Here is a 23,373-nt window from a genome sequence, read left to right as displayed (position 1 = left end):
GACGCACGTAGTCTGGCGCCCGTGAGCGTCCTCCGCCCCGACTATGTGGTGCTGTGCGTCATCGGCATCGTCGTCGCCGTGGTCTCGGCGTACGCCCTCGTGCACGCGGCGAGGGCGCGCAAGGACGCCTTCGAGCTGGCCGGCAAGCTCTCCAAGAACGCGTGGCTCGGGATCGTCGGCGCGTCGTCGCTGTTCCTGCTGCTGATCCCGGTCATCTCGGTGATCCGGTTCCCGTCGCTGGCGGGAGTGATCCTCGCGTTCCAGGGCCTCTACGGCCAGTTCACCATCTTCTGGCTGGCCGGGCTGGTCGCGACGCTCGTGTACCTCGTCGACGTCAAGCCGGCCGTCGCCGGCATCGGGCGCGGTGAGCGGTGAGCTGGTCGGTCCTCGGATCGCTCGTCGCCGTACCCGCTCTCGACCGGCCCGACCTGCTCGCCGATCCCGTCGCGCACGCGCTCAAGTCCCTCGACGCCGCGTCCGCGGCCGCCGTCGGGGTCGCGGAGATCGACCCCGCACTGGCCGACACCGCGGCCTTCTGCGAGGCCTACGGGTCCCCGCTCGACGCCTCGGCGAACTGCGTCGTCGTGGCCGGCAAGCGTGGCGGCGACGTCCGCTACGCCGCCTGCCTGGTGCTGGCGACGACCCGTGCCGACGTGAACGGTGTCGTGCGTCGCCGGCTCGACGCGCGCCGGGCGTCGTTCGCGCCGATGGACGACGCCGTGGCGCTGACCGGCATGGAGTACGGCGGGATCACGCCGGTCGGACTGCCGGAGGAGTGGCCGCTGCTCGTGGCGCCGGAGGTGGCGGCGGCGGAGCACGTCGTCGTCGGGAGCGGGATCCGGGGCAGCAAGCTCGCGGTCCCGGGTGCCCTGGTGGCGTCGCTGCCCGGCGCCGAGGTCCTGGAGGACCTGGCTCGCCCCGTGGGTTGAGTCGACACCGCTCAAGGTTCCCGCGTTCGCTGTCAGCAGACTTACTTGAACGCTGGAATGAGTTCAACGGTGTAAGCGTTGGTCGGGACATGACACAGACGCTGAAGCTGCCGGTGCTTCCGCTGACCGACTCGGTGGTGCTGCCCGGCATGGTGGTTCCCATCCGTCTCGACGCGCCGGAGGTTCAGGCAGCCGTGGACGTCGCCAACGGTGACGCCACGGAGAAGAAGGTCCTCGTCGTCCCCAGGCTCGACGGCAGGTACGCCGCGATCGGTGTGGTCGCCGTCCTCGAGCAGGTCGGGCGGCTGCCCAGCGGCGAACGTGCCGCCGTGGTCCGCGGTGAGACGCGGGCCCGCATCGGTGCCGGGGTGACCGGACCGGGCTCCGCCCTGTGGGTGGAGGCCGAGCCGATCGAGGAGTCCCCGGTCACCGGCCGCACCCACGAGCTGGCCAAGGAGTACAAAGCGCTCGTCGTCTCGATGCTGCAGCAGCGCGGGGCCTGGCAGATCATCGACGGCGTCCAGCAGATCACCGACCCGTCCGAGCTCGCCGACACCGCCGGCTGGAACCAGTGGCTCGACGTCGAGCGCAAGTCCCAGCTGCTCGCCGAGACCGACGTGACCCGCCGGCTCGAGCTGCTCCTCGACTGGACGAAGGAGCACCTCGCCGAGCAGGAGGTCACCGAGAAGATCGCCGGTGACGTCCGCGAGGGCATGGAGAAGCAGCAGCGGGAGTTCCTGCTGCGCCAGCAGCTCGCCGCCATCCGCAAGGAGCTCGGCGACGACGATCCCGAGGGCGAGAACGACTACCGCGCCCGCGTCGAGGCCGCCGACCTGCCCGAGCACGTCCGCAAGGCCGCGCTGACCGAGGTCGGCAAGCTGGAGCGGGCGTCCGACCAGAGCCCCGAGTCCGGCTGGATCCGGACCTGGCTCGACACCGTCCTCGACATCCCGTGGACGACCCTGACCACGGACTCCGACGACCTCGTCGCCGCCCGCGCGGTGCTCGACGCCGACCACGCAGGCCTCGACGACGTGAAGGAGCGGCTCATCGAGTTCCTCGCCGTCCGCTCCCGGCGCGACCGCAAGGGCATGGCGAAGGTCGGTGGCCGTGGCTCCGGCGCGGTGCTGGCCCTCGTCGGCCCGCCCGGCGTCGGTAAGACGTCGCTGGGTGAGTCGGTCGCGCACGCCCTCGGCCGCAAGTTCGTCCGCGTCGCACTCGGTGGTGTTCGCGACGAGGCCGAGATCCGTGGCCACCGGCGCACCTACGTCGGCGCGCTGCCCGGCCGGATCGTCCGCGCCATCCGTGAGGCCGGCGCGATGAACCCGGTCGTCCTGCTCGACGAGATCGACAAGGTCGGCAGCGACTTCCGTGGCGACCCCACGGCCGCGCTGCTCGAGGTGCTCGACCCGGCGCAGAACCACACGTTCCGCGACCACTACCTCGAGGTCGATCTCGACCTGTCCGACGTGTTGTTCCTCGCGACCGCCAACGCCTACGACACCATCCCCGGCCCGTTGCTCGACCGCATGGAGGTCGTGACGCTCGACGGCTACACCGAGGCGGAGAAGGTCGCCATCGCGCGCGACCACCTGCTGCCCCGGCAGATCGAGAAGGCCGGGCTGGAGCCGTCGGACGTCGAGTTCTCCGAGGTCGCGCTCGGCATGATCGCCGCCGAGTACACCCGCGAGGCCGGGGTGCGGCAGCTGGAGCGGGGCCTGGCCAAGGTCCTGCGCAAGGTCGCCGTCGGGCTCGACTCGGGTGAGGAGGCGCCGATCCACGTCGACGCCGAGACGCTCGTCAAGTACCTGGGCCGGCCGAAGTTCACCCCGGAGTCGGCGGAGCGCACCTCCGTCCCGGGTGTGGCGACGGGCCTCGCGGTCACCGGTGCCGGTGGCGACGTGCTGTTCATCGAGGCCACCAAGATGGACGGCGACCCCGGACTGATCCTCACCGGTCAGCTGGGCGACGTCATGAAGGAGTCCGTCTCGATCGCGCTGTCCTACCTGCGGTCGAAGGGGCTGGCAGGCGACCTCGCCTCGAAGAAGCTGCACGTGCACGTCCCCGCGGGCGCCGTCCCGAAGGACGGGCCGAGCGCCGGTGTCACGATGACCACCGCCCTCGCGAGCCTCGCGAGCGGGCGCCCGGTCAAGTCGAGCGTCGGCATGACGGGCGAGGTCACGCTGCAGGGCAAGGTCCTGCCGATCGGCGGGGTCAAGCAGAAGCTGCTGGCCGCCCACCGCGCCGGCCTGACCGACGTGATTATCCCGAAGCGCAACGAGCCCGACCTCGACGACCTGCCGGAGTCGGTGCGCGGTGCGCTGCGGATCCACCCGGTGGCCGACGTCGCCGAGGTGCTGGAGCTGGCCCTCGAGCCGGCCCCGGAGCACGCCGCGGCGGCCTGACCCGCGGGCGCTCCACGAACGTCAGGAACGGCACTTTCCCGCAACCCAGTTGCGGGAAAGTGCCGTTCCTGCATGTGGGCATGAAGGGCATGAGGCAGGGCATGCGGGCACGGGCATGAGGCAGGGCGCGCAGGCGTGTGGAGGGCGTGCCTGCGGACGGGTCAGCGCAGGACGACGGTCTTGTTGCCGTGCACCAGGACGCGGTCCTCCAGGTGCCAGCGCAGCCCGCGGGACAGGACGAGGCGCTCGATGTCGCGGCCCCTGCGGACCATGTCCGAGGCGGTGTCGGCGTGGTCGACGCGGATGACGTCCTGCTCGATGATCGGGCCGGCGTCGAGGTCGGCGGTCACGTAGTGGCAGGTGGCGCCGATGAGCTTCACGCCGCGCGCGTGGGCCTGGTGGTACGGCCGGGCGCCGGCGAACGAGGGCAGGAAGCTGTGGTGGATGTTGATCGCCCGCCCGGCCCACTGCTCGCACAGGTGCGCGGGCAGGACCTGCATGAACCGGGCCAGGACGATCGCGTCGGGCTGCTGCTCGTCGACGAGCTTGCGGAGCTCCTCGAACGCCTCCAGCTTCAGGCTCTCCCGGCGCTCCTCCCGCGGCCCCGGGAACGGCACGTGATGGAACGGCACCCCGTGGGCGGCGACGACGGGCTGCAGCGTCTCGTGGTTGCCGATCACGGCGGTCAGCTCGACGGGCAGCTCCCCGGCCGACACCCGGCCCAGCAGGTCGTGCAGGCAGTGCGGCTCCCGCGTCACGAGCAGGACCGCGCGCTTCTTGACGCCGGTGTCGGTGACCCGCCACGTCGCGTCGGGGCCGAACTCGTCGGCCACCTCGGCGAACCGGGAGCGCAGCTCGTCGGCGTCGAACGGGACGGAATCGGCGCGCACGACCTGGCGGGTGAAGAACCAGTTCTGCTCGGCGTCGGCGTGGTAGGCGGCCTCGACGATCCAGGCTCCGGCGTCGGCCAGGAATCCCGCGATACGGGCGACGATCCCCGTCCGGTCGGGGCAGCTGAAGGTGATCACGTAGCGTCGGGAGGCGGGGGGTTCCACGGCCCGATCGTGCCACGCGGTCGATCTCACACCGCCGTGCGCCTGCACACGCCGCCCCCGCGAGGCACGCTCGGATCGTGACCCCCGAGGAAGGCCTGACCGACCGTCGACGTCGAACCGCGGTGGCGGCCATGACGTTCGCAACCGGCGCGATCGTCGCGAACCTGTACTACGCGCAGCCCCTCGAGGCCACGCTGGCCGAGCACTTCCACGCGTCCAGCGGTGCCGTCGGCGCGGTCCTGACGGTCACGCAGATCGCGTACGCGATCGGCCTGGCGACGGTCGTCCCGCTCGGTGACCTCCGTGAGCGCAGGCGGCTCGTCGTCGGGTTGACGTGCGTCGCGGCGGCCGGCCTCGTCCTCGCGGCGGCCGCCCCCGCGCTGACCGTGCTGGGTGTGGCGGCGGCCGTCGTCGGCGTGACGTCGGTGGCCGTGCAGGTGCTGGTGCCGTTCGCCGCGCAGCTGGCCAGGCCGGGGGAGCAGGGCCGCACGGTCGGCACCGTCATGAGCGGGCTGCTCGTCGGTGTGCTGGTCGCGCGGGTGGTGTCGGGGCTCGTCGCCGAGTGGCTGGGCTGGCGCGCGATCTTCGTGCTCGGCGCGGTGCTGAGCGCGGCGTGCGCGGTGACGCTCTGGCGCACGCTCCCGGTGCTCGCGCCCACCGTGGAGATGAGCTACCCCCGGCTGCTGGGGTCGGTCTTCGGGCTCATCCGCCGCGAGCCGCTGCTGCGCCTGCGGATGATCTACGGTGCGGCCGGCTACGCGGCGTTCGGCGTGCTGTGGACGAGCGTCGGCTTCCTGCTCGCGGCGCCGCCGTTCGACCTGTCCGACGCCGAGATCGGGCTGTTCGCGCTGTTCGGCGTCGCCGGGGCGCTCGCGGCGCGGTTCGCGGGCCGGCTCGCCGACCGCGGGCACACCCACGGCGCGACCGGGGTGTTCCTCGCGATCGCCGCGGCGTCGTTCGCCCTGATCGGTCTCGGCGCGCACTCGCTGCTGTGGCTGGCGGTCGGCATCATCGTGTTCGACCTCGCCACCCAGGGCAGCCACATCACGAACCAGAACGTCGTCTACGCGCTCGCGCCCGACGCCCGCAGCCGGCTCAACACGGCGTACATGACCAGCTACTTCGTCGGTGGCGCCGTCGGGTCGGGGCTGTCGGCGGCGATGTACGCGGCGCACGGCTGGGCGGGTGTGTCGATCGTCGGCATGATCTTCCCGGCGGTCGGCTTCCTCGTGTGGGTCGGCGAGTCCGTCGCCCGCAGGCGCCCGGGCACGGCGCTCAGGAGTGCTGCCGCAGCCAGTCGAGCGTGAACGCCGTCTCGGTGCCGAGCAGCCCCTCGATCTGCCCGGCGACCATGCTCTCGATCTTGCCGCCGATCAGCGGGACCTTCACCGTCACCGCCGCGTCGACGACGAACTCGCTGGTGCCCTCACCGAGGTCGGCGAGCCGCATGCCGCCCTGTGCCGATGCGGGCGTGCCGGGGATCGCGACCGCGACCGTTCCCGAGTAGCGGCCCGGCCCGTCCGGGACGAGCGTCTCGTCGCGCTGGATGACGAGATCGCCGTTGACCAGGCTGCGGACCATCGGCGGCACGGCGTCCGCGTCGACCCCGTGGCGGAGCCGGTAGCGCGCGCCCTTGTCGTCGACGTGGTGCTCCAGCAGCGCCGCACCGGGCCCGCCGAGACGCGCGAGCCGTGCCTTCAGGAACTCGGGGTCGACCATGACCGTGTACACCCGCTCGGCCGGGAACTCCGCGATGGTCCGATGGGTGATCTGGCGCGCCATGGGCGGAGGCTACCCTCGGCGGTCGTGCCGGTTCCCGAGGTGGCCGCCCCCGCCCGCCAGTCCGCCCAGCAGCCGATCGCGCCGATGACCACGCTGCGTCTCGGTGGGCCGGCCGACCGGGTGGTCGTGGCGTCGTCGGCCGCCGAGGTCGTCGACGCGGTCCGCGCGGCCGACGAGGCGGGCGAGCCGGTGCTCGTGCTCGGCGGGGGATCGAACGTCGTCGTCGCCGACGCGGGGTTCCGCGGGACGGTCGTGCGGGTCGCGAGCCGCGGGCTCGACACCGCGATCCGTCCCGACGGGAGCGTGCTGCTCACCGTCGAGGCGGGCGAGGACTGGGACGACGTCGTCGCGACGACCGTCGACCGCGGGCTGGGCGGGCTGGAGTGCCTGTCGGGCATCCCGGGCCGCACGGGGGCGACGCCGGTGCAGAACGTCGGCGCCTACGGCGTCGAGGTCGCCGACCTGCTCGTCGACGTCGACCTCTACGACCGCGCCGCGCGGACCGTCCGCGAGCACGTCCCTGCGGCGGAGCTGGGCCTGGGGTACCGCACGAGCGTCCTCAAGAACACCGACGCCGCCGTCGTCCTGCGGGTACGGTTCGCGCTGCCGGGCGGGCCCGGGAGTGCGCCGCTGCGCTACCCCGAGCTCGCGGCGGCGCTCGGCGCGCGGCAGGGGCAGCGGGTCCCGGCCGCGTCCGCGCGCGCGGCAGTGCTGGACCTGCGCCGGTCGAAGGGCATGGTCCTCGACGCCGCCGACCACGACACGTGGAGCGCGGGGTCGTTCTTCACCAACCCGGTCGTCGACGCGGGCGCCGTCCCCGGCGGTCCGGACACCGAGGGCATGCCGCGGTGGCCGGCCGCGTCCGATCGGGTGAAGCTCTCGGCCGCGTGGCTGATCCAGCACGCCGGATTCGCCCGCGGGCACGCCGGTCCGGGCGGCCGGGTCGCCCTCTCGGGCCGCCACGTCCTGGCCCTGACCAACCGCGGTGACGGCACGACCGAGGACCTCTTGGCGCTGGCAGCGGAGGTGCGCGCCGGTGTCCTCGACCGTTTCGGCGTGTACCTGCACCCCGAGCCCGTGCTCGTCGGCTGCCGCCTGCCGTGACCTCGTCGGCGACACCCGCGACCGTCGGTCCCGACGCGTAGCCTCGTCGTCCGGGCCGGGGTGACCGTCGGCCCCACTCCCCGTCGCACACGCAACCGCACGGGAGGCCGCACGTCCTCGAACTGGGGGAGGAAGGTCGCAATGGGGGATCGAATGCGCAGAATCCTGCTGGTCCTGGCCGTCGTGGCGGTCGGGTCCATGGGAGTCGTCACGGCGGCCACCGCGGCGGGCCGCGGCCCGGCCGACTCCGGAGGCGGCCCGCTCGCGATCCTCGGTCCCAAGGCAGCGATCACCTACACCCCGGCCGCCGAGGCCACCGCCGTCGACCCGAGGACGACGGCGTCGGTCGCGGTCGCCGACGGCACGTTCGACCAGGTCTCGCTGGTCGACCCCGCGGGCAAGGCGGTCAAGGGGACGTTGGCGGCCGACCGGGCGTCGTGGTCGACGAGCGCGCCGCTCGCCTACGGCGCCACGTACTCGTGGAAGGGCACCGCGACCGGGACCGACGGCAAGCAGGTCCCGCTCGCGGGCGGGTTCAGCACCGTCACCCCGGCCAAGCAGGTCCGCGGCACCGTCAACATCGGCGACGGCCGCACCGTCGGTATCGCCGCGCCGATCGCCATCCAGTTCAACAGCCACGTCGACGACAGGGCCGCGGTCGAGCGCGCGCTGTCGGTGACCACGTCGGTGCCGACCGAGGGCGCGTGGGGCTGGCTGCCCGACGAGAGCGGCGGCTCCCGGGTCCACTGGCGGCCCAAGGAGTACTGGAAGCCCGGCACCAAGGTCACGGTGAAGGCGAAGCTGTTCGGCGTCCCGTACGGCGGCGGCGCGTACGGCGCGGCCGACGTCAGCTCGTCGTTCACGATCGGGCGCGCGCAGGTCGTCAAGGCCGACGTGAACTCCTTCCAGATGGTCGTCATGCGCGACGGCAAGCAGGTCGCGAGCTACCCGGCCTCCTACGGGCTGGGGTCGGACCCGAACCGCAACACCCGCTCGGGCATCCACGTCGTGAGCGAGAAGTTCACCGACAAGCGGATGGTCAGTGAGCAGTACGGCTACGACGTCGTCGAGAAATGGGCCGTGCGGATCAGCAACAACGGCGAGTTCATCCACGCCAACCCGGCCTCGACGGGTGCGCAGGGCTCGTCGAACGTGACCCACGGCTGCGTCAACCTCTCGATCGACAACGCCAAGGCCTACTACGACACCGCGATCTACGGCGACCCCGTCGAGGTGACGGGCACCCCGGTCCAGCTCTCGGCCAAGGACGGCGACATCTGGGACTGGACCCTGTCGTGGAGCCAGTGGAAGGCGCTGTCGGCCCTGTGAGGTCCTGTCGGCCCTGTGGCGCCACTCACGGGATGTCGATCAGGACCTTGCCCACCGTGCCCGCCTCGACGGCATCGTGGGCCGCGGCCGTCTCGGCCAGCGGGAAACGGGTGATCGGCAGTCCGTGCTCCTCGCCGACGCGCAGCGCGCCGTCGGCCAGCGCGGCCGAGACGGCGGCGACGGCGTCGGCCTTCTGCTGGTTGGTCACGGTGTAGGTGAGCACGAACTGCAGCCGCAGGTTGGGCGTCATGGCGGGACGGACGGGCATGGTCAGCGGCTCGTCGGTGTCGACGGCGTAGACCGCGACGGTGCCGCCGGGCGCGATCGCGGCGATGTCGTCGCCGATGTTGGCGACGACCGCCACGTCGACGATCACGTCGGCCCCGCGCGGGCTGATCTCGCGGACGCGGGCGGGCACGTCCTCCTCGCGATAGTTGATCACGTGGTGGGCGCCGGCGGCCTGGGCCAGCGCGGCCTTGGCCGCGCCTGACACCGTCGTCAGGACGGTCGCGCCTGCCCAGACGGCGAGCTGGATCGCGGCGTGCGACACCGCCCCGGCGCCGCCGGTGACCAGCACGACCCTGCCGTCGAGCGCACCCGGTGCCAGCCGCGCCGGGCCGTCCTCGTGCGCGGTCAGCGCCCGGTGCGCGGTCAGCGCCGGGATCCCGAGCGAGGCCCCGGTGTCGAACGACTCGCCGTCGGGGAGCGCGACGACCCGCTCCACCGGCACGACGACGTACTCCTGCGCGGTGCCCTCGTCGGTCTGCCAGGCGACGTCCCACAGCCACACGCGGTCGCCGGGCCCGAACGTGTCGACGCCCGCGCCCACGGTGTCGACGGTCCCGGCCCCGTCCTGGTTGGGCACCTTCGGTGCGGCCAGCGGCGCACCGGTGGTGCCGGCGCGGGCCTTCCAGTCGGTCGGGTTGACCCCGGAGACCGCGACGCGGACGCGCACCTGACCCGGGCCGGGCTCGGGCAGCGGCCGTTCCCGCAGCTGCAGCACCGACGACGGGCCGGTCCGCTCGTAGACGACGGCGCGCACCTCACTCCTCCCGGTAGGCCCGCATCGCGGACGCCTGCGCCCGCGGCTTGAGCACGATCAGGTCGATGTTGACGTGTGAGGGTCGCGTCGCGGCGAACACGATCGTCTCGGCGACGTCCTCGGCGGTGAGCGGGGTGAGGCCGCGGTAGACGTTGTCGGCCTTCTCGGCGTCGCCCGCGAACCGGACGAGGGAGAACTCCGTCTCGACCATGCCCGGCGCGATCTCGGTCAGCCGCACCGGCTGCCCGAGCAGCTCGCCGCGCAGCGTGCGATGCAGCATCGCCTGCGCGTGCTTCGCCCCGGTGTAGCCCGCGCCGTTGTCGTAGGGCTCCAGCGCCGCGATCGAGGTGACGGTGACGATGTGCCCGTCGCCCGACGCGACCAGCGCCGGCAGCAGGCCCTTCACCATCCGCAGCGTGCCCAGGACGTTGGCCTCCCACATCCAGCGCCACGCGTCCTCGTCGGCGTCCGCGACGGGCTCGAGGCCCTTGGCGCCGCCCGCGTTGTTGACCAGCAGCCGGCACTCGGGCACGGCGGCGACGAACGCGGACACCGACTCGGGGTCGGTGACGTCGAGGCGGACGGCGGTGCCGTCGATCTCCCGGGCGATCTCCGCGCACCGGTCCACGCGCCGCGCGCCCAGCACGACGTGGAAGCCCGCACCCGCGAGGGCACGTGCGGTGGCGGCGCCGATCCCGGAGCTGGCGCCGGTGACGACGGCGGTCGGACGGTCGCTGGGGCTCGTCATGGCGCCCACCCTAGATCGGGACGCCGGCCGACCGGTTCAGTGCAGGCCCTGCTGCGCGGTGCGGGTCCCGCGCCGGGCGGCCGACCGCTGCCAGCGGAAGATCGCGTAGCCGATCCCGCCGAGTACGACGCCGGCGACACACGTGCCGAACCACAGGTCCAACGGCCTGCCGCCGACGACGTGCGCCACCAGCAGTCCCACCGCGCCCGCCAGCCACAGCAGGGTGCCCACCGAGGCGATCACGCCGATGTCGGACAGCCGTGGCGGCAGCTCGGGCGGGTTCTGCATGACATCAGTATCACGGATCGGCGCGGCGGTCGTGCGCATCCAGCGGACGGCCGGGCCCGGCTCTACCGTGTCCGCGTGACGCGTCCGAAGCCGGATGACGAGCCGGCCACCGCAGCCCGCCCCGACGACGCCCCCCCCGACGCCCCCACCGACGACGCGGCGTCGGTCGACGCCGCTCCCCGGTCCGGGCTCGACCGCTTCTTCAAGCTGACCGAACGCGGCTCGACCGTCGGCCGCGAGGTCCGCGGCGGCCTGGTCACCTTCGTGACGATGTCCTACATCGTCGTGCTGAACCCGCTGATCCTCGGCAGCTTCAGCCCCACGGGTCCCGGCGCCAAGGTCGACGTCCTCGGCAACACGCTGTCGGTGCCGGAGGTCGCGGCGGCCACCGCGCTCGTCGCCGGCGTGATGACGCTGCTGATGGGTCTCGTCGCCAACATGCCGTTCGCGCTGGCCACCGGCCTGGGCATCAACGCGCTCGTCGCGTTCACGATCGCCCCGCAGGTGACCTGGCCGGAGGCGATGGGCCTCGTGGTCGTCGACGGCATCATCATCGTCATCCTGGTGCTCACCGGGTTCCGGACGGCCGTGTTCAACGCCGTGCCGCCCTCGCTCAAGGCCGCGATCGGTGTCGGCATCGGGCTGTTCATCGCGTTCATCGGGCTCGTCGACTCGGGCTTCGTGCGCCGGCTGCCCGACGCCGCGAACACGACCGTGCCCGTCGGTCTCGGGATCGACGGCTCCATCGCCTCCTGGCCGACGTTCGTCTTCGTCGTCGGCCTGCTGGTCACCGGTGCGCTCGTGGCGATGCGGGTGCGGGCCGGGATCCTGCTCGGCATCGTCCTGACCACGGTCGTCGCCATCGTCGTCGAGGCCATCGCCAAGGTCGGCCCCTCCAACGGGACCAACCCGAAGGGCTGGAACCTCGGGTACCCGGCGCTGCCCGGCTCGGTGTTCGGCCTGCCGGACCTCTCGCTCGTCGGCGACGTCTCGTTCGGGGCGTGGACCCGGCTGCCCGCGATCACCGCGGCGCTGCTCGTCTTCACACTTGTGCTGGCGAACTTCTTCGACGCCATGGGCACGATGACCGGGCTCGGCAAGCAGGCCGGTCTGGTCAGCCGGGACGGCAAGCTGCCCAACGTCGGGCGTGCGCTGTTCGTCGAGGGCACCGGCGCGATCGCGGGCGGTGCGGCGTCGGTGTCTTCGAACACGGTGTTCGTCGAGTCCGCGTCCGGCATCGCGGAGGGCGCGCGCACGGGGCTGGCCAACGTCGTGACCGGCGTGCTTTTCCTCGCCGCGATGTTCCTGACGCCGCTCTACTCGGTCGTCCCGATCGAGGCCGCGGCGCCCGCGCTGGTCATCGTCGGGGCGCTGATGATGCGGCAGATCACCGAGATCGACTTCACGGAGTTCCGGGTCGCGCTGCCCGCCTTCCTGACGATCGTCGTCATGCCGTTCACGTACTCGATCGCCAACGGCATCGGCGCCGGCTTCATCAGCTACGTGTTCCTCGCGGCCGTGACGGGCAGGGCGCGGACTGTGCACCCGCTGATGTGGGTGGTCGCGGTGGCATTCGTCGCCTACTTCGCGGTGGGGCCGATCGAGGCGCTGATCCACTAGCCACGGGACGGAGAGCGGCGTCGCGCGCGCCGGAGAAGAGCGGCGCGCGCGAACTAGTTGTTGTACGATAAGCAATAGAATGAGCGCAGTCGTCGACACCCCCGGTCCCACCCCGCCGCCCGCCGTTCCGCCCCCGCCACCCCCCGGCGAGCAGCGCCGCGGTGGGACCTTCGCCTCGCTGCGGGTCCCGAACTACCGGCTCTACGCGGGCGGGCAGGTGGTCTCCCTCGTCGGGACCTGGATGCAGCGCATCGCGCAGGACTGGCTGGTGCTCGACCTGTCCCACGGCAACCCGACGGCCCTGGGGATCGCGACCGCACTCCAGTTCGCGCCGACGCTGCTGCTGTCGCTGTGGGGCGGCGTCCTGGCCGACCGCGTCGACAAGCGGCGCACGTTGATCCTGCTGCAGGCCGGCATGGGGCTGTGCGCCCTCGTCCTCGGCCTCGCGGTGGTGACGGGCATGGCCGCGCTGCTGCAGGTCTACGTCTTCTGTCTGGTGCTCGGCTGCTTCTCCGCGCTCGACATGCCGATGCGGCAGTCGTTCGTCTCCGAGCTGGTCGGCCCCGACCAGGTGACCAACGCCGTCGCGCTCAACTCGCTGACGTTCAACCTCGCCCGCATCGCCGGCCCCGCCGTCGCGGGTGTCCTGATCGCGGCCGTCGGCAGCGGCTGGGTCTTCCTGATCAACGCGGCGAGCTTCGCGGGCGTCATCGTCGCGCTGGCGCTGATGCGGCCCGACCGGCTGTTCCGGGCCGCTCGTGTGAGCCGTGCGCCCGGGCAGGTCCGCGAGGGACTGCGCTACGTGCGTGCCCGGCCCGAGCTCATCGGCGTGCTCGCGATGGTCTTCCTCGTGTCGGCGTTCGCGATCAACTTCCCGGTGACGATCCCGGTGCTCGCGCGCAACGTCTTCGGCGGCACCGCGGAGTCCTACGGCCTGATGACGACGCTCATCGCCGTCGGGTCCGTCGTCGGCGCGACGCTCGCCGCCCGCCGGACCGCGGCACCGCGTGTGCGGGTCGTCGTGATCGCCGGCATCGCGTTCGGGCTGCTGCTCGTCGTCGTCTCGCTGATGCCGACGTACGCGGCCGCGGGTGCGGTGCTCGTGGTCGTCGGGTTCTCGGCGCTGCTGTTCACGACGGCTGCGAACTCCTTCGTCCAGCTCTCTGCCGATCCGGCGGTCCGCGGTCGGGTCATGGGGCTGTACATGCTGCTGTTCCTCGGCTCCACGCCGTTGGGTGCACCGCTGCTGGGGATGGTGGCCGAACACTGGGGAGGACGGGCTCCGCTGCTGCTCGGCGGGGTGCTGACCGTCGTCTCGGTGGTGCTGGTCGCGGTGGTGCTCGCCGTGCGCGGCCGGAGTCGCGCCACCCGGGCGGAGGTCGGGGCTTGCGCCTAGAGGCAAGGTTAGGCTAACTTCATGGCGTCGCTTCGTGGTGGGAGCGGCGCGTCAGTTCGGGACACGTGAGGGCCCCGGCCATCAGGCCGGGGCCCTCACGGCGTGACGGGCGGTTCCCCGCCCGCGGCGAGCAGTTCCTCGTCGGGGTCGACGACGAGGCGGTCCCCGTCGACGCGCACCGGGACGCTGATCCGCACCCAGCGCGCGGGCAGCCCCGTCCAGCCCGGCGCGCTGGGGGCCGGCGCGGCGGCGGGGGAGCCGAGCGGGTCGGGGCTCCTCGCGGCGGGGCCGGCCGGCGCGGGCGTCCCGGAGCGGGCGTACGGCGTCACGCGCACCCGGACGTCGACGAGCAGGCGGGCGTCGCTGCTGTCGTCGTGCAGGGCGCCGGGCAGGGCGATCTCGCTGCGCTGTCTGCCCTCGCCCGACCAGCCCGGTCCCCGCGCACCGCGGACGGCCGACGCGAGCGTCTCGGGCAGGTGGTCGGCGAGGGCGTCACCGCGCCGGCCCGGGTCGTCCTCGTCCCAGGAGAGGTAGTCGGCGGCGAACGCGGCGGCGACCGCCCGGGCGAGCGCCGGGTCGATGCCCTGCGGTGACGCCCGGTCCGACCCGCCGATGACACCGTCGCGGGCGTCGTCCGGTGTCGCGGCACGGACCCCGGTCGCCGCTGCGTCCGCCGGGCCGGGCCGTTCCGGCGCGGCGTCCGTACGGACGGGCTGTCCCGCGCCGCGGTCCGACGGGCCGGGCGGTCCCGGGGCGGCGTCCGGCGGGCCCGGCCGCACCGCCGCGGGATGCGTGTCGACGGCAGGGAAGCCGACCGGGTCGGTCGGCGGGTCGTCGGGCACGGCGGAAGCCGATGGCCCGGCGCCCGCGGCGGTGGCGGCGCAGGACAGCGGTGACGGAGTTCGGCGGGATCCGGGTGCGGCCTCGACCGCCGACGGGTCCGGCCATGGATCGGGCCATGGATCGGGCCATGGATCGGGCGCCGGGTCCCGCGGTCCGGAACCGGGCTCGACCACCGGCCCGGACGCCTCGCCGGGCCACGAGTCGCCGGGCCACGGCTCGGCGGACCACGGGCCGGATCGCCGGGAATCGCGAGGCCACGGCTCGGCCGCCGCCTCGCCCGTCCTGCCGGGCGGCTCGGCCGGCCCTCCTTCGACCCGGGGCGGCCGGGGCAGCTCGGCCCGTCCCGCACCGGTTCCCGGCCCGGTCCGTGTGGCCGCCCATGCTCCGGACGGGCGACCGCCGCCCGGTGAGCGTGCCGACCTCCTCTCGGGCGCGGGTCGGGCACCGCCGCTGCCGGGCCACCATGCGCCGTCGTGGCGACGGTCGACGGCGGGCGTCAACGGCCACGGATCGCTCGGCGCGCGGAACGGTTCCCGCTCGTCGGCGGTCGCGGGCGGGCCCGGCCAGGGGCTGCTGGGTGCGCGGAACCGTTCCCGCTCGTCCTCGGTCGCGGGCGGTGTCGGCCACGGGTCGCGCGGCGCGTGACTCGGTTCCCGCTCGTCGGTGCTCGCGGGCGGCGTCGGCCAGTGGTCGGCCGTGCGGAACGATCTCCGCTCGTCGCCGGCCGCGGGTCCCGCCGGCCACGGGCCGCCCGGCCCGGGGAACGGTCGCTGTCCGTCGGTGGCCGCGGGGCCCGCCGGCCACGGCGCCGCGGCCCCGGGCGGGACCGGCTGCCCGCCGCCCGCACCAGGCCGCCCACGTGTCGCGGCACGCGACGTCAGCGCCGCGGGGCTGCCCGGGGCCCAACGGGCGCGCTCGTCGTCGGGACGGGCGAAGAGCCGGAACCTGCCCACGCGTGCGCCTCCCCGGCCGCGACGACGGCCGGCGCGCCGGGGCGCGCACCGGGCAGGTCTGGCGGCCGGACGGACGCTACGGCCGTCCGCGGCACGCGCGGGCCGGTTCGCGGGAACCCGTCGCGCCCGCGAACGGTCAGGCGGGCAGCGGCCAGGTGTGCACGGGCTCGTTGGCGTCGGAGCCGTCGAGGTAGCGGGCGAGCATCCCGTGCAGGGCGGCCTGCCGGTCGGCACCGCGACGCTCGAGCGCGGCCACGGCGTCGAGCTGCCAGACGCTGCCCGTCCGCCTCGTGGTGCAGCGTCGCTCGATGACCGACAGGTAGCGGTCGATCACCTCGCCCCCGACACCCCATTTCGCCAGGCCCTCCTGCGCCTGCGGGAGCAGCTTGCGCAGGACCAGCTCGTCGGGCCGGATCCAGCCCGACCCCGGCCAGTACAGCGGGCCGTCGAGGCCGTGCCGCGCCGCCGTCGTGAAGTTCTCCTCGGCCGCCTCGAACGACATCGAGCTCCACAGCGGGCGGTCGGCCTCGACGAGCACCCGCAGCAGCCCGTAGAAGAACAGCGCGTTGGCGACCATGTCGACGGCGGTCGGGCCCGCGGGCAGCACCCGGTTCTCGACGCGGACGTGCGGCGCACCGTCGGACACGTCGTAGACGGGCCGGTTCCAGCGCCAGATCGTGCCGTTGTGCAGCCGCAGCTCGTCGAGTCCGGGTACCCGTCCCGCGTCGAGGTCGGCGAGCGGGTCGCTGTCGTGCGTGAGCGGCATCAGCCCGGGGAAGTAGCGGGCGTTCTCGGAGAAGAGGTCCAGGATCGAGGTGATCCAGCGTTCGCCGAACCACACCCGTGGCCGGACGCCCTGGTTGTGCAGCTCGGGGCTGCGCACGTCGCACGACTGCTCGAACAGCGGGATCCGGGTCTCGGCCCACAGCCGGGAGCCGAGCAGGAACGGGGAGTTCGCCCCGACGGCCAGCTGCACCCCGGCGAGGCACTGGGCGGCGTTCCAGTACGAGCCGAAGTCGTCGGGGGAGACCTGCAGGTGCAGCTGCATCGACGTGCAGGCGGCCTCGGGGATGATCGTGTCGAAGTCGGCGACGAGCCGGTCCGGCGCGACGGCGTGACAGCCGGAGGCGTCGTCACCGGTGATGTCGACCCGGATCGGCTCGCCCCGGGCGGTGAGCATCTGCTCGTTGAGCACGGTGTAGCGCTCGTCCTGGGAGATCGCGTCACCGACGAGATCCTCGCGGCGCAGGGTCGGCAGGATGCCGATCATCGCGAGCTGCGACGCGCAGTCCCGGGCCTTGGCCCGCGCGACGGCGAGCTCGTCGAGGAGCTGGTGCTCGAGGTGGCGCCATTCGTCGCCGGGCAGCGGGCGCGGCGGCAGGTTGAGCTCGAGGTTCCAGCGGCCCAGCTCGGTCTGGAACTCCGACGACCCGATGGCCTGCAGGACGTCCCGGCCGGTGAGGGCGGGACGGAGGTCCTTGTCGACGAGGTTGAGCTCGACCTCGATGCCGGTCATCGGCTCGTCGTGTGCGAACGGGTGTTCGCGCAGCATCGTCGCGAGCGCGTCGAGGCAGCGATGGACCTTCACCCGGTAGCGCTGCCGGTCCCGTCGACTGAACGTAGTCCGGTCGACGCCCTGGCCCATGCGGTCACTGCCTCCGATCCCCGGACCCGGACGCGCCCCACCAGCGCCGTCCGTGGTCACGAGCGGTCATCAACCGTGTCACACGGTCGGGGAGACCGGTACCGGCTGACCGGATGACGGATCGCGAGCGGCTCGTGGCCACCTGCGACGATCTCGCGTCGTGGCCACCATCACCAAGGTCGACGACCCCGCCGACCCGCGGATCGACGACTACCGCGACCTCACGCACTCCGACCGCCGCCCCGACCGGCCCGGTGGCCGCGGCCTCGTGATCGCCGAGGGCGTGGTCGTCGTCCGGCGGCTGCTCGACTCCCCCTACCCGCTGCGCTCGCTGCTCGGCGTGCCGCGCAGGCTCGCCGAGCTGTCCGACGACCTCGCCGGTGTCGACGTCCCCGCCTTCGAGGCCGACGCGCACACGATGGCCACCGCTGTCGGCTTCCACCTCAACCGCGGGGTGCTCGCCGTCGCCGACCGGGCACCGGAGCCCGACCCGGCCGAGCTGCTGCGGGGGGCGCGGGTCGTCGCCGTTCTCGAGGGGGTCAACGACCACGAGAACCTCGGCTCACTCTTCCGCAACGCCGCCGCCCTCGGTGTCGACGCGGTCCTCCTCGGGCCGCGCTGCTCCGATCCGCTGTACCGGCGCAGCGTCCGGGTGTCGATGGGACACGTGCTGCGGGTACCGTTCGCCCCGCTCACCGGGCCGTGGCCCGGCACGCTGGACGTCCTGCGGGACAACGGGTTTCGGGTCGCGGCGCTGACGCCCGCCGCCGAGGCGACGCCCATCGGGGCGGCGGGTCTCGTGGGGGAGCGGGTCGCGCTCCTGCTGGGCGCGGAGGGGCCGGGGCTGACGCCCGAGGCACTCGCCGCCGCCGACCTGCGCGTCCGGATCCCCATGGCGACCGGGGTGGACTCGCTCAACGTCGCGACGGCCGCGGCGGTCGCGTTCCACGCCGTCGCGGCGCCCTGAGACGAGGTTCCGGGGGTCCGGCAGCGGCGCCGGGACGCAGCGATCCGTGTCGCGGACGCGCGTGCCACGCCCCCGCGGCACGTGCCGGCGCCGCTCGCCCACCGCGGCGCCACCACGGCCGCACGAGGCGCTCGGGCGTCGTCGCGACACCCCTCGGCGCCGTCGCACCTCGGGACGCGACCCGCGGCACACCGCCGACCGGCTGACGGTCCGACCGCGGTGGCCTGACGCCGCATAGTCTGATCACGTGCGCGTGGCCGACGGGGGCGGGGTCGAGATCAGCGGGCGGCGCCCGGGGGATCCCGCGTTGCCGGCCGAGCTGCGCGCGGCGCTCGAGGAGTGGGGTGAGGTCGCCGCGCGCACCGACGTCGCGCTGGGGCAGGAACAGCGCGACCTCGTGCGCATGCGGGGCCGCCAGCTCGCGGGCCGCTGCGCCGAGGCGCTCGGCAGGCCCGTCGACTTCCACGACCCGATCACCGGCCGCGTCGAGATCGTCAGCGGGCGGCTGGCGAACCGCCCGGTGATCCCGGCGCCGCGGGCCGCCGCGGTGCCTCGCGAACCGACGCCCTGGGCCACCGGGCTCCCGATCTCGGCCTTCTTCGCCGTGTTCACCGCGGTCGTGGTCGTGGTGCTGAGCACGGCGGTGCGCGACGCGTTCGGTGCGCTCTGGGTGGCCGCCGACATCCTGGTCGCCGCCGGGCTGGCCCCGTCGCTGTGGCTGATGCGCCGGGTGCCGCTGTGGCGGTGGGTCGCGATCGGCGTGGCGGCGGGGCTCGTCGGCGCGTGGGTGTGCCTGCTGGTGTCGCTGCTGGAGCCCTGAGAGAGCCGGTCAGCGCTGGCCGCGGACCCCGAGCAGGACCTCGTCCCACGACGGCATCACGGGCTTGCCCTTCTTGGTGCGACGGGCCGGCCGGCCCTCGGTGCGGGCATCGGCCTTGGCCCCGTCGGGCTCGGCCGGCGGCGCGGTCTCCGCGGCGGCGGCCGCCGCACCCGAGGCCTCGCCCGGACCGTCGTCCGGAGCCTGGGACGGAGGCGTCGACACCGCGTCGGCTCCGGCGTCGACGGCCGCGGGTTCGACGGCTGAGGCATCGGGCACCTGCTTGGTGGCGGCCTTCCCCGCGACGTGCGGCGCGGCGTCCGGCCCGGCCTCGACGGCGTCGTCGGCCTCGGCGTCCGCGGTCTGGGGCGTCTCGACGACCTCGGTGCTGATCGTCTCGTCGCTGGTCGCCCCGTCGCCGCTCGCCCCGGTGCTGGTCGGCTCGGTGCTGGTCGGCTCGGTGCTGGTCGGCTCGGTGCTGGCGGGCTCGTCGGTGTTGGTCAGTGCGGCGGCGCCGGCGGGCTCCTCGGCGGGAGCGGGCTCGGCGACCGGTGCCGGTTCGGGGGCCGGCCTCCCGGCAGCGGGACGCGAGACCTCGGCCCGCTCGGCGACCTCGGGCGGCTCGGGGGTGCGTGCCGTCGTCGAACCCGGGCGCTCGGCGGGCAGGTCCGGCGTCGAACGCGCGGGCTCGTTCCGGCCGGCGGTCTCCTGGGAGCGCCGGGGCTCGGGCGTGGCGGGCCGGCCGGGTCGGGGATCGTGCCGCGGTTCGGGCGCGACCGGGATCGGTCGTTCCCGCAGCGGCGCGCCCACTGCAGCCCGGACGATCTCGGGCTCGGCCGGCTCGTGCAGGGGCTCCTCGTCGTCGGGACGCCCGCCCAGCTCGATGACGGGGCCGACGGTGCGCAGCGGACGCAGCGGCAGGCCCTCGATCAGGTCGCTGGCGTGCTCGTCGAGCGCGGTGACGGTGCCGCCGTGGGCACCCGGCTGGTAGGTCCAGTGCGCGCGGTTGTCCGAACGGCCTGCCCGCCAGCTCAGCGCGACGACCCAGCGGCCGTCCTCACCCCGCCAGGAGTCCCACTCGGCCTCGAGGTAGTCCTGTCCGCGCAGGCCGAAGGTGTGTGCGACGGTCTCGCCCAGGGTGCGGACGTCGGGGCCGTCGGCACGCATCGGGTGCGCGCCCTGCGCCATCTCCGCGGTCCGTGATCGCTCCAGCAGGACCGGGTAGGCGAAGCGTTCGATCTTCTGCAGCGGAACGCCGGCCGCCGCGGCGACCTGCTCCACGGACGCTCCGGCGCGGATGCGTGCCTGGATCTCGCGTGGTCGCAACTGGCTCTCCAACTCGATCGCGATCTGGCCGAGCCGGGTCAGGTCGCCGCGGGCGGCAGCGCGTAGCTGCTCGTCGGCAGGCACGGTGAAACGTTCGGAGCGCCCGGGGTCCTCGAGGACGACCCCGCCGTCCTCGGTGATCCCGACGACCCGCAACGCCCGCATCGGCGGCCTCCCCCGTTCTCCGCTCTCCCCGTCCGGGTGACGGTAGTTGCCGAATCGCAACCTGCCGTGGAGGCGCGCCGGACCGGAAATCTCCCAGGTGGACGCCGGTTCCTGCCACGATGCGCCGTTCCCCCCGTGGGGTTCGTGATCAGCGTGTCACGCCGTGACCATTTGGTAAAGCTGAGGCTCGTGTTACGGGAGTGACCACGCAGGGTGACGGAATGTGCCTCGGAGACGACGATGCCGGGCGACCGACGAGGTCGCCCGGCATCAGGCCGGGGAGGGGCGCTCAGCCCAGCCGCTCGACCACGTGGTCGATGCAGGCGGTCAGGGCGGAGACGTCGTCGGGGTCGACGGCCGGGAACATGCCGATGCGCAGCTGGTTGCGGCCCAGCTTGCGGTACGGCTCGGTGTCGACGATGCCGTTGGCGCGCAGGATCTTCGCGACCGCCGCCGCGTCGACGTCGTCGTTGAAGTCGATCGTGCCGACGACCTGCGAACGGTGCTTCGGCTCGGCGACGAACGGCGTGGCGAACGCGGACTTCTCGGCCCACTCGTAGAGCCGGCCCGACGAGTCGGCCGTGCGGGCGACGGCCGCGTCGAGGCCCCCGAGCCCGTTCAGCCACTCGATCTGCTCCACGAGCATGATCAGCGTCGCGACGGCGGGCGTGTTGTAGGTCTGGTCCTTCACCGAGTTGTCGACGGCGGTGGCCAGCGACAGGAACGGCGGAATCCACCGGTCGCCCGCGGCGAGCTCGGCGACCCGGTCCTGGGCGGCCGGGCTCATGAGCGCGATCCACAGACCGCCGTCGGAGGCGAAGCCCTTCTGCGGGGCGAAGTAGTAGGCGTCGGCCTGCGTGACGTCGACGGGCAGGCCCGCGGCGCCGGAGGTGGCGTCGATCAGGACGAGCTGACCGTCGGTGGCGCCCTCGGGACGGACGACCGGCACGGCGACGCCGGTGGAGGTCTCGTTGTGGGCCCATGCGATGACGTCGACCGACTCGTCGGTGGTGGGCTCGGGCGCACTGCCCGGCTCCGCGGAGACGACGATCGGGTCCTGCAGGAAGGGCGCACCCTTGGTGGAGTCGGCGAACTTCGCGGAGAACTCGCCGTAGGCCAGGTGCAGCGAGCGCTGCCGGACGAGGCCGAACGCGGCGGCGTCCCAGAACGCCGTGGACCCGCCGTTGCCGAGGACGACCTCGTAGCCGTCGGGCAGCGAGAACAGCTCGCGCAGGCCGGAGCGCACCCGACCGACGAGGGACTTGACGGGCTTCTGCCGGTGGGAGGTGCCCATGACCGCCGCCGCGTCGGCGATGGCGGCCAACTGTTCCGGCCGGACCTTCGAGGGCCCGCATCCGAAGCGCCCGTCCGCGGGCTTGAGGTCGGCGGGAATCTGCAGGTCGGTGCTGGTCGAGGACGTCACGACCCCCAGTCTGACAACCGCGGGCCGAGCCCGGTCGCGCGGGGGCCTCCGCCGCCCGCCCGGAGTGACGGCCGTTACCTGCAGACCCCGACGTTCCGGATCTCGGGCGCAGAGCGTCGGGCCGGTTGGCCGTCGTCGCGGGCGCCCACGACGACGGCCGGCGGAGGGTCGCGTTCCAGCGGCAGGCTCAGTGCTGCTTGCCGACCTGGTCCCAGCCCTCGACCTCCTCGGGGTGGCGCGGGCCCGGACCGATGTACTGCGCCGACGGCCGGACGAGCTTGCCCTCGCGCTTCTGCTCGAGGATGTGCGCCGACCAGCCCGCGGTCCGGGCACTGGTGAACATGGCCGGCATCATGTGCGGCGGCACCTCGGCGAAGTCGAGGATCACCGCGGCCCAGAACTCGACGTTGGTCTCGATCGGGTGGTCGGGCCGGCGCTCGCGCAGGATCCGCAGCGCGGCCTCCTCCAGCCCGGCGGCCGCCTCGTAGCGGGCCGCATCGAGCTCGCGGCAGGTGCGGCGCAGCACGCGGGCCCGCGGGTCCTCGGCCCGGTAGACCCGGTGCCCGAAGCCCATGAGCTTCTCCTTGCGGTCGAGGATCCCCGTGACGAGGGCCTCGGGATCGCCGGTCCGCTCCACCTCGGCGATCATCGGCAGCACGCGCGCGGGCGCGCCGCCGTGCAGCGGGCCGGACATCGCGCCGATCGCGCCGGACAGCGACGCCGCGACGTCCGCACCGGTCGAGGCGATGACGCGGGCGGTGAACGTCGACGCGTTCATGCCGTGCTCGGCGGCCGAGACCCAGTAGGCGTCGACGGCCGCGACGTGCGCGGGATCGGGTTCGCCGCGCCAGCGGACCATGAACCGCTCGGTGATCGTCCGTGCCTGGTCGACGCGGCTCTGCGGGACGGCGGGCACGCCGATCCCGCGGGCCGACTGCGCGACGTAGGACAACGCCATGACCGACGCGCGGGCCAGCTGGTCGCGGGCCTCCTCGTCGTCGATGTCGAGCAGCGGGCGGTAACCCCAGTAGGGCGCCAGCATCGCCAGCGCGGCCTGCACGTCGACGCGGACGTCACCGGTGTGGACCGGGATGGGGAAGGGCTCGGCGGGCGGCAGCCCGGAGCCGAAGCGGCCGTCGACCAGCAGGGACCAGACGTCGCCGAAGGTGACGTTGCCGACGAGGTCCTCGATGTCGACGCCGCGGTAGCGCAGGGCGCCGCCGTCCTTGTCGGGCTCCGCGATCTCGGTGCGGAACGCGACGTGGCCCTCGAGCCCGGACTTGAAGCCGGGCGGGGGCGGCGGGGGTGTGGAACCGTTCGTCGTCTCCGGTCCTGACGGCGCGGTGGGCGCTGTGGCCACGCGACCTCCTCTGACGTCGTCCCCGGCGACGCGCCGGTGGCCGCCGCCGGGTGGCGCGGGCCGGGCCGGTGCGCGATCGCGACCGGTCAGGTGGTCCGGCCGCGGTGCCTCCCACGGTCCGGGTCGGCATGGTTACCGTGGTGGGGTCACCCTGCCTGCGCGCGGGGCGGACAGGC

Annotated in this window: 20 protein-coding genes; 10 read left to right on the top strand and 10 right to left on the bottom strand. The window is 73.8% G+C overall.

Going from position 1 to position 23,373, the window contains the following annotated elements:
• Positions 1-21 precede the first annotated feature (21 nt).
• The 3 genes from PSD17_RS29345 (at position 22) to lon (ending at position 3,334) form a co-directional block, all read left to right on the top strand.
• Entirely contained in the window at positions 22-375 is a 354-nt protein-coding gene (locus tag PSD17_RS29345; protein WP_013672795.1) for a DUF2516 family protein, read from the top strand.
• Positions 372-929, top strand: coding sequence for a YbaK/EbsC family protein (locus PSD17_RS29340; RefSeq protein WP_013672796.1), 558 nt, complete (start codon positions 372-374; stop codon positions 927-929). The genes PSD17_RS29345 and PSD17_RS29340 overlap by 4 nt, the downstream gene beginning before the upstream one ends.
• An 89-nt stretch (positions 930-1,018) precedes the next feature.
• Positions 1,019-3,334 (top strand): endopeptidase La, encoded by a 2,316-nt coding sequence (lon, locus tag PSD17_RS29335; protein ID WP_339125652.1) that lies wholly within the window; start codon positions 1,019-1,021, stop codon positions 3,332-3,334.
• A gap of 161 nt (positions 3,335-3,495) precedes the next feature.
• Here lon and purU read toward each other — a convergent pair whose 3' ends face one another.
• Entirely contained in the window at positions 3,496-4,362 is an 867-nt protein-coding gene (gene purU, locus PSD17_RS29330) for a formyltetrahydrofolate deformylase (protein WP_041760365.1), read from the bottom strand.
• A 158-nt stretch (positions 4,363-4,520) separates the two neighbouring features.
• On the opposite strand from purU, the gene PSD17_RS29325 reads away from it, so the two are divergent.
• Positions 4,521-5,696 (top strand): MFS transporter, encoded by a 1,176-nt coding sequence (locus tag PSD17_RS29325; protein WP_103383650.1) that lies wholly within the window; start codon positions 4,521-4,523, stop codon positions 5,694-5,696.
• Here the strand turns inward: PSD17_RS29325 and PSD17_RS29320 are convergent.
• Positions 5,665-6,171, bottom strand: coding sequence for a DUF2505 domain-containing protein (locus PSD17_RS29320; protein WP_103383645.1), 507 nt, complete (start codon positions 6,169-6,171; stop codon positions 5,665-5,667). The genes PSD17_RS29325 and PSD17_RS29320 overlap by 32 nt on opposite strands.
• Before the next feature lie 24 nt (positions 6,172-6,195).
• Between PSD17_RS29320 and PSD17_RS29315 the strand changes: the two genes are divergently transcribed.
• Together PSD17_RS29315 and PSD17_RS29310 are read left to right on the top strand one after the other, a co-directional pair.
• A complete protein-coding gene (locus tag PSD17_RS29315) occupies positions 6,196-7,275 on the top strand; it encodes a UDP-N-acetylmuramate dehydrogenase (RefSeq protein WP_339125649.1) in 1,080 nt (359 codons plus the stop codon).
• Between the two features lie 153 nt (positions 7,276-7,428).
• Positions 7,429-8,604: a L,D-transpeptidase gene (locus PSD17_RS29310; RefSeq protein ID WP_339125647.1), complete on the top strand. Its 1,176-nt coding sequence runs from the start codon at positions 7,429-7,431 to the stop codon at positions 8,602-8,604.
• A 25-nt stretch (positions 8,605-8,629) separates the two neighbouring features.
• Here the strand turns inward: PSD17_RS29310 and PSD17_RS29305 are convergent, their stop codons facing one another.
• The 3 genes from PSD17_RS29305 to PSD17_RS29295 are packed head-to-tail and all read right to left on the bottom strand — an operon-like array spanning position 8,630 to position 10,682.
• Positions 8,630-9,646 carry an NADPH:quinone reductase gene (locus PSD17_RS29305; protein ID WP_013672803.1) on the bottom strand — a complete coding sequence of 339 codons (1,017 nt, stop codon included), beginning with the start codon at positions 9,644-9,646 and terminating at the stop codon, positions 8,630-8,632.
• 1 nt (position 9,647) lies between these two features.
• Positions 9,648-10,394, bottom strand: a complete 747-nt coding sequence (locus tag PSD17_RS29300) for an SDR family NAD(P)-dependent oxidoreductase (protein WP_013672804.1) — start codon at positions 10,392-10,394, stop codon at positions 9,648-9,650.
• Positions 10,395-10,430: 36 nt separating this feature from the next.
• A complete protein-coding gene (locus tag PSD17_RS29295; RefSeq protein WP_339125644.1) occupies positions 10,431-10,682 on the bottom strand; it encodes a DUF2530 domain-containing protein in 252 nt (83 codons plus the stop codon).
• Between the two features lie 207 nt (positions 10,683-10,889).
• Here PSD17_RS29295 and PSD17_RS29290 point away from each other — a divergent pair, with 207 nt between their 5' ends.
• Both PSD17_RS29290 and PSD17_RS29285 read left to right on the top strand, forming a co-directional pair.
• Positions 10,890-12,302: an NCS2 family permease gene (locus PSD17_RS29290; protein WP_049803596.1), complete on the top strand. Its 1,413-nt coding sequence runs from the start codon at positions 10,890-10,892 to the stop codon at positions 12,300-12,302.
• A 79-nt stretch (positions 12,303-12,381) separates the two neighbouring features.
• Positions 12,382-13,698, top strand: coding sequence for an MFS transporter (locus PSD17_RS29285; RefSeq protein ID WP_132975180.1), 1,317 nt, complete (start codon positions 12,382-12,384; stop codon positions 13,696-13,698).
• A gap of 95 nt (positions 13,699-13,793) precedes the next feature.
• Here the strand turns inward: PSD17_RS29285 and PSD17_RS29280 are convergent, their stop codons facing one another.
• Both PSD17_RS29280 and PSD17_RS29275 read right to left on the bottom strand, forming a co-directional pair.
• Positions 13,794-14,540: a hypothetical protein gene (locus PSD17_RS29280; RefSeq protein ID WP_013672808.1), complete on the bottom strand. Its 747-nt coding sequence runs from the start codon at positions 14,538-14,540 to the stop codon at positions 13,794-13,796.
• 1,090 nt (positions 14,541-15,630) lie between these two features.
• A complete protein-coding gene (locus tag PSD17_RS29275; RefSeq protein ID WP_013672810.1) occupies positions 15,631-17,139 on the bottom strand; it encodes a glutamate--cysteine ligase in 1,509 nt (502 codons plus the stop codon).
• Between the two features lie 160 nt (positions 17,140-17,299).
• Here PSD17_RS29275 and PSD17_RS29270 point away from each other — a divergent pair, with 160 nt between their 5' ends.
• A complete protein-coding gene (locus tag PSD17_RS29270) occupies positions 17,300-18,106 on the top strand; it encodes a TrmH family RNA methyltransferase (protein ID WP_103380714.1) in 807 nt (268 codons plus the stop codon).
• Between the two features lie 247 nt (positions 18,107-18,353).
• Positions 18,354-18,926: a DUF2537 domain-containing protein gene (locus PSD17_RS29265; protein WP_339125638.1), complete on the top strand. Its 573-nt coding sequence runs from the start codon at positions 18,354-18,356 to the stop codon at positions 18,924-18,926.
• 9 nt (positions 18,927-18,935) lie between these two features.
• Here the strand turns inward: PSD17_RS29265 and sepH are convergent, their stop codons facing one another.
• The 3 genes from sepH to PSD17_RS29250 all read right to left on the bottom strand — a co-directional run bounded on the left by sepH (position 18,936) and on the right by PSD17_RS29250 (position 23,197).
• Positions 18,936-20,414: a septation protein SepH gene (gene sepH, locus PSD17_RS29260; protein WP_339125636.1), complete on the bottom strand. Its 1,479-nt coding sequence runs from the start codon at positions 20,412-20,414 to the stop codon at positions 18,936-18,938.
• Between the two features lie 289 nt (positions 20,415-20,703).
• Positions 20,704-21,837: a phosphoserine transaminase gene (serC, locus tag PSD17_RS29255; RefSeq protein ID WP_013672813.1), complete on the bottom strand. Its 1,134-nt coding sequence runs from the start codon at positions 21,835-21,837 to the stop codon at positions 20,704-20,706.
• 187 nt (positions 21,838-22,024) lie between these two features.
• Positions 22,025-23,197: a citrate synthase 2 gene (locus PSD17_RS29250; protein ID WP_339125634.1), complete on the bottom strand. Its 1,173-nt coding sequence runs from the start codon at positions 23,195-23,197 to the stop codon at positions 22,025-22,027.
• Positions 23,198-23,373: the final 176 nt, after the last annotated feature.

Source organism: Pseudonocardia sp. D17, from assembly GCF_036984265.1.
GTDB lineage: Bacteria > Actinomycetota > Actinomycetes > Mycobacteriales > Pseudonocardiaceae > Pseudonocardia > Pseudonocardia benzenivorans.
Note: the sequence above shows the minus strand (reverse complement) of the source record. Positions and strands in the feature narration are given on the sequence as shown.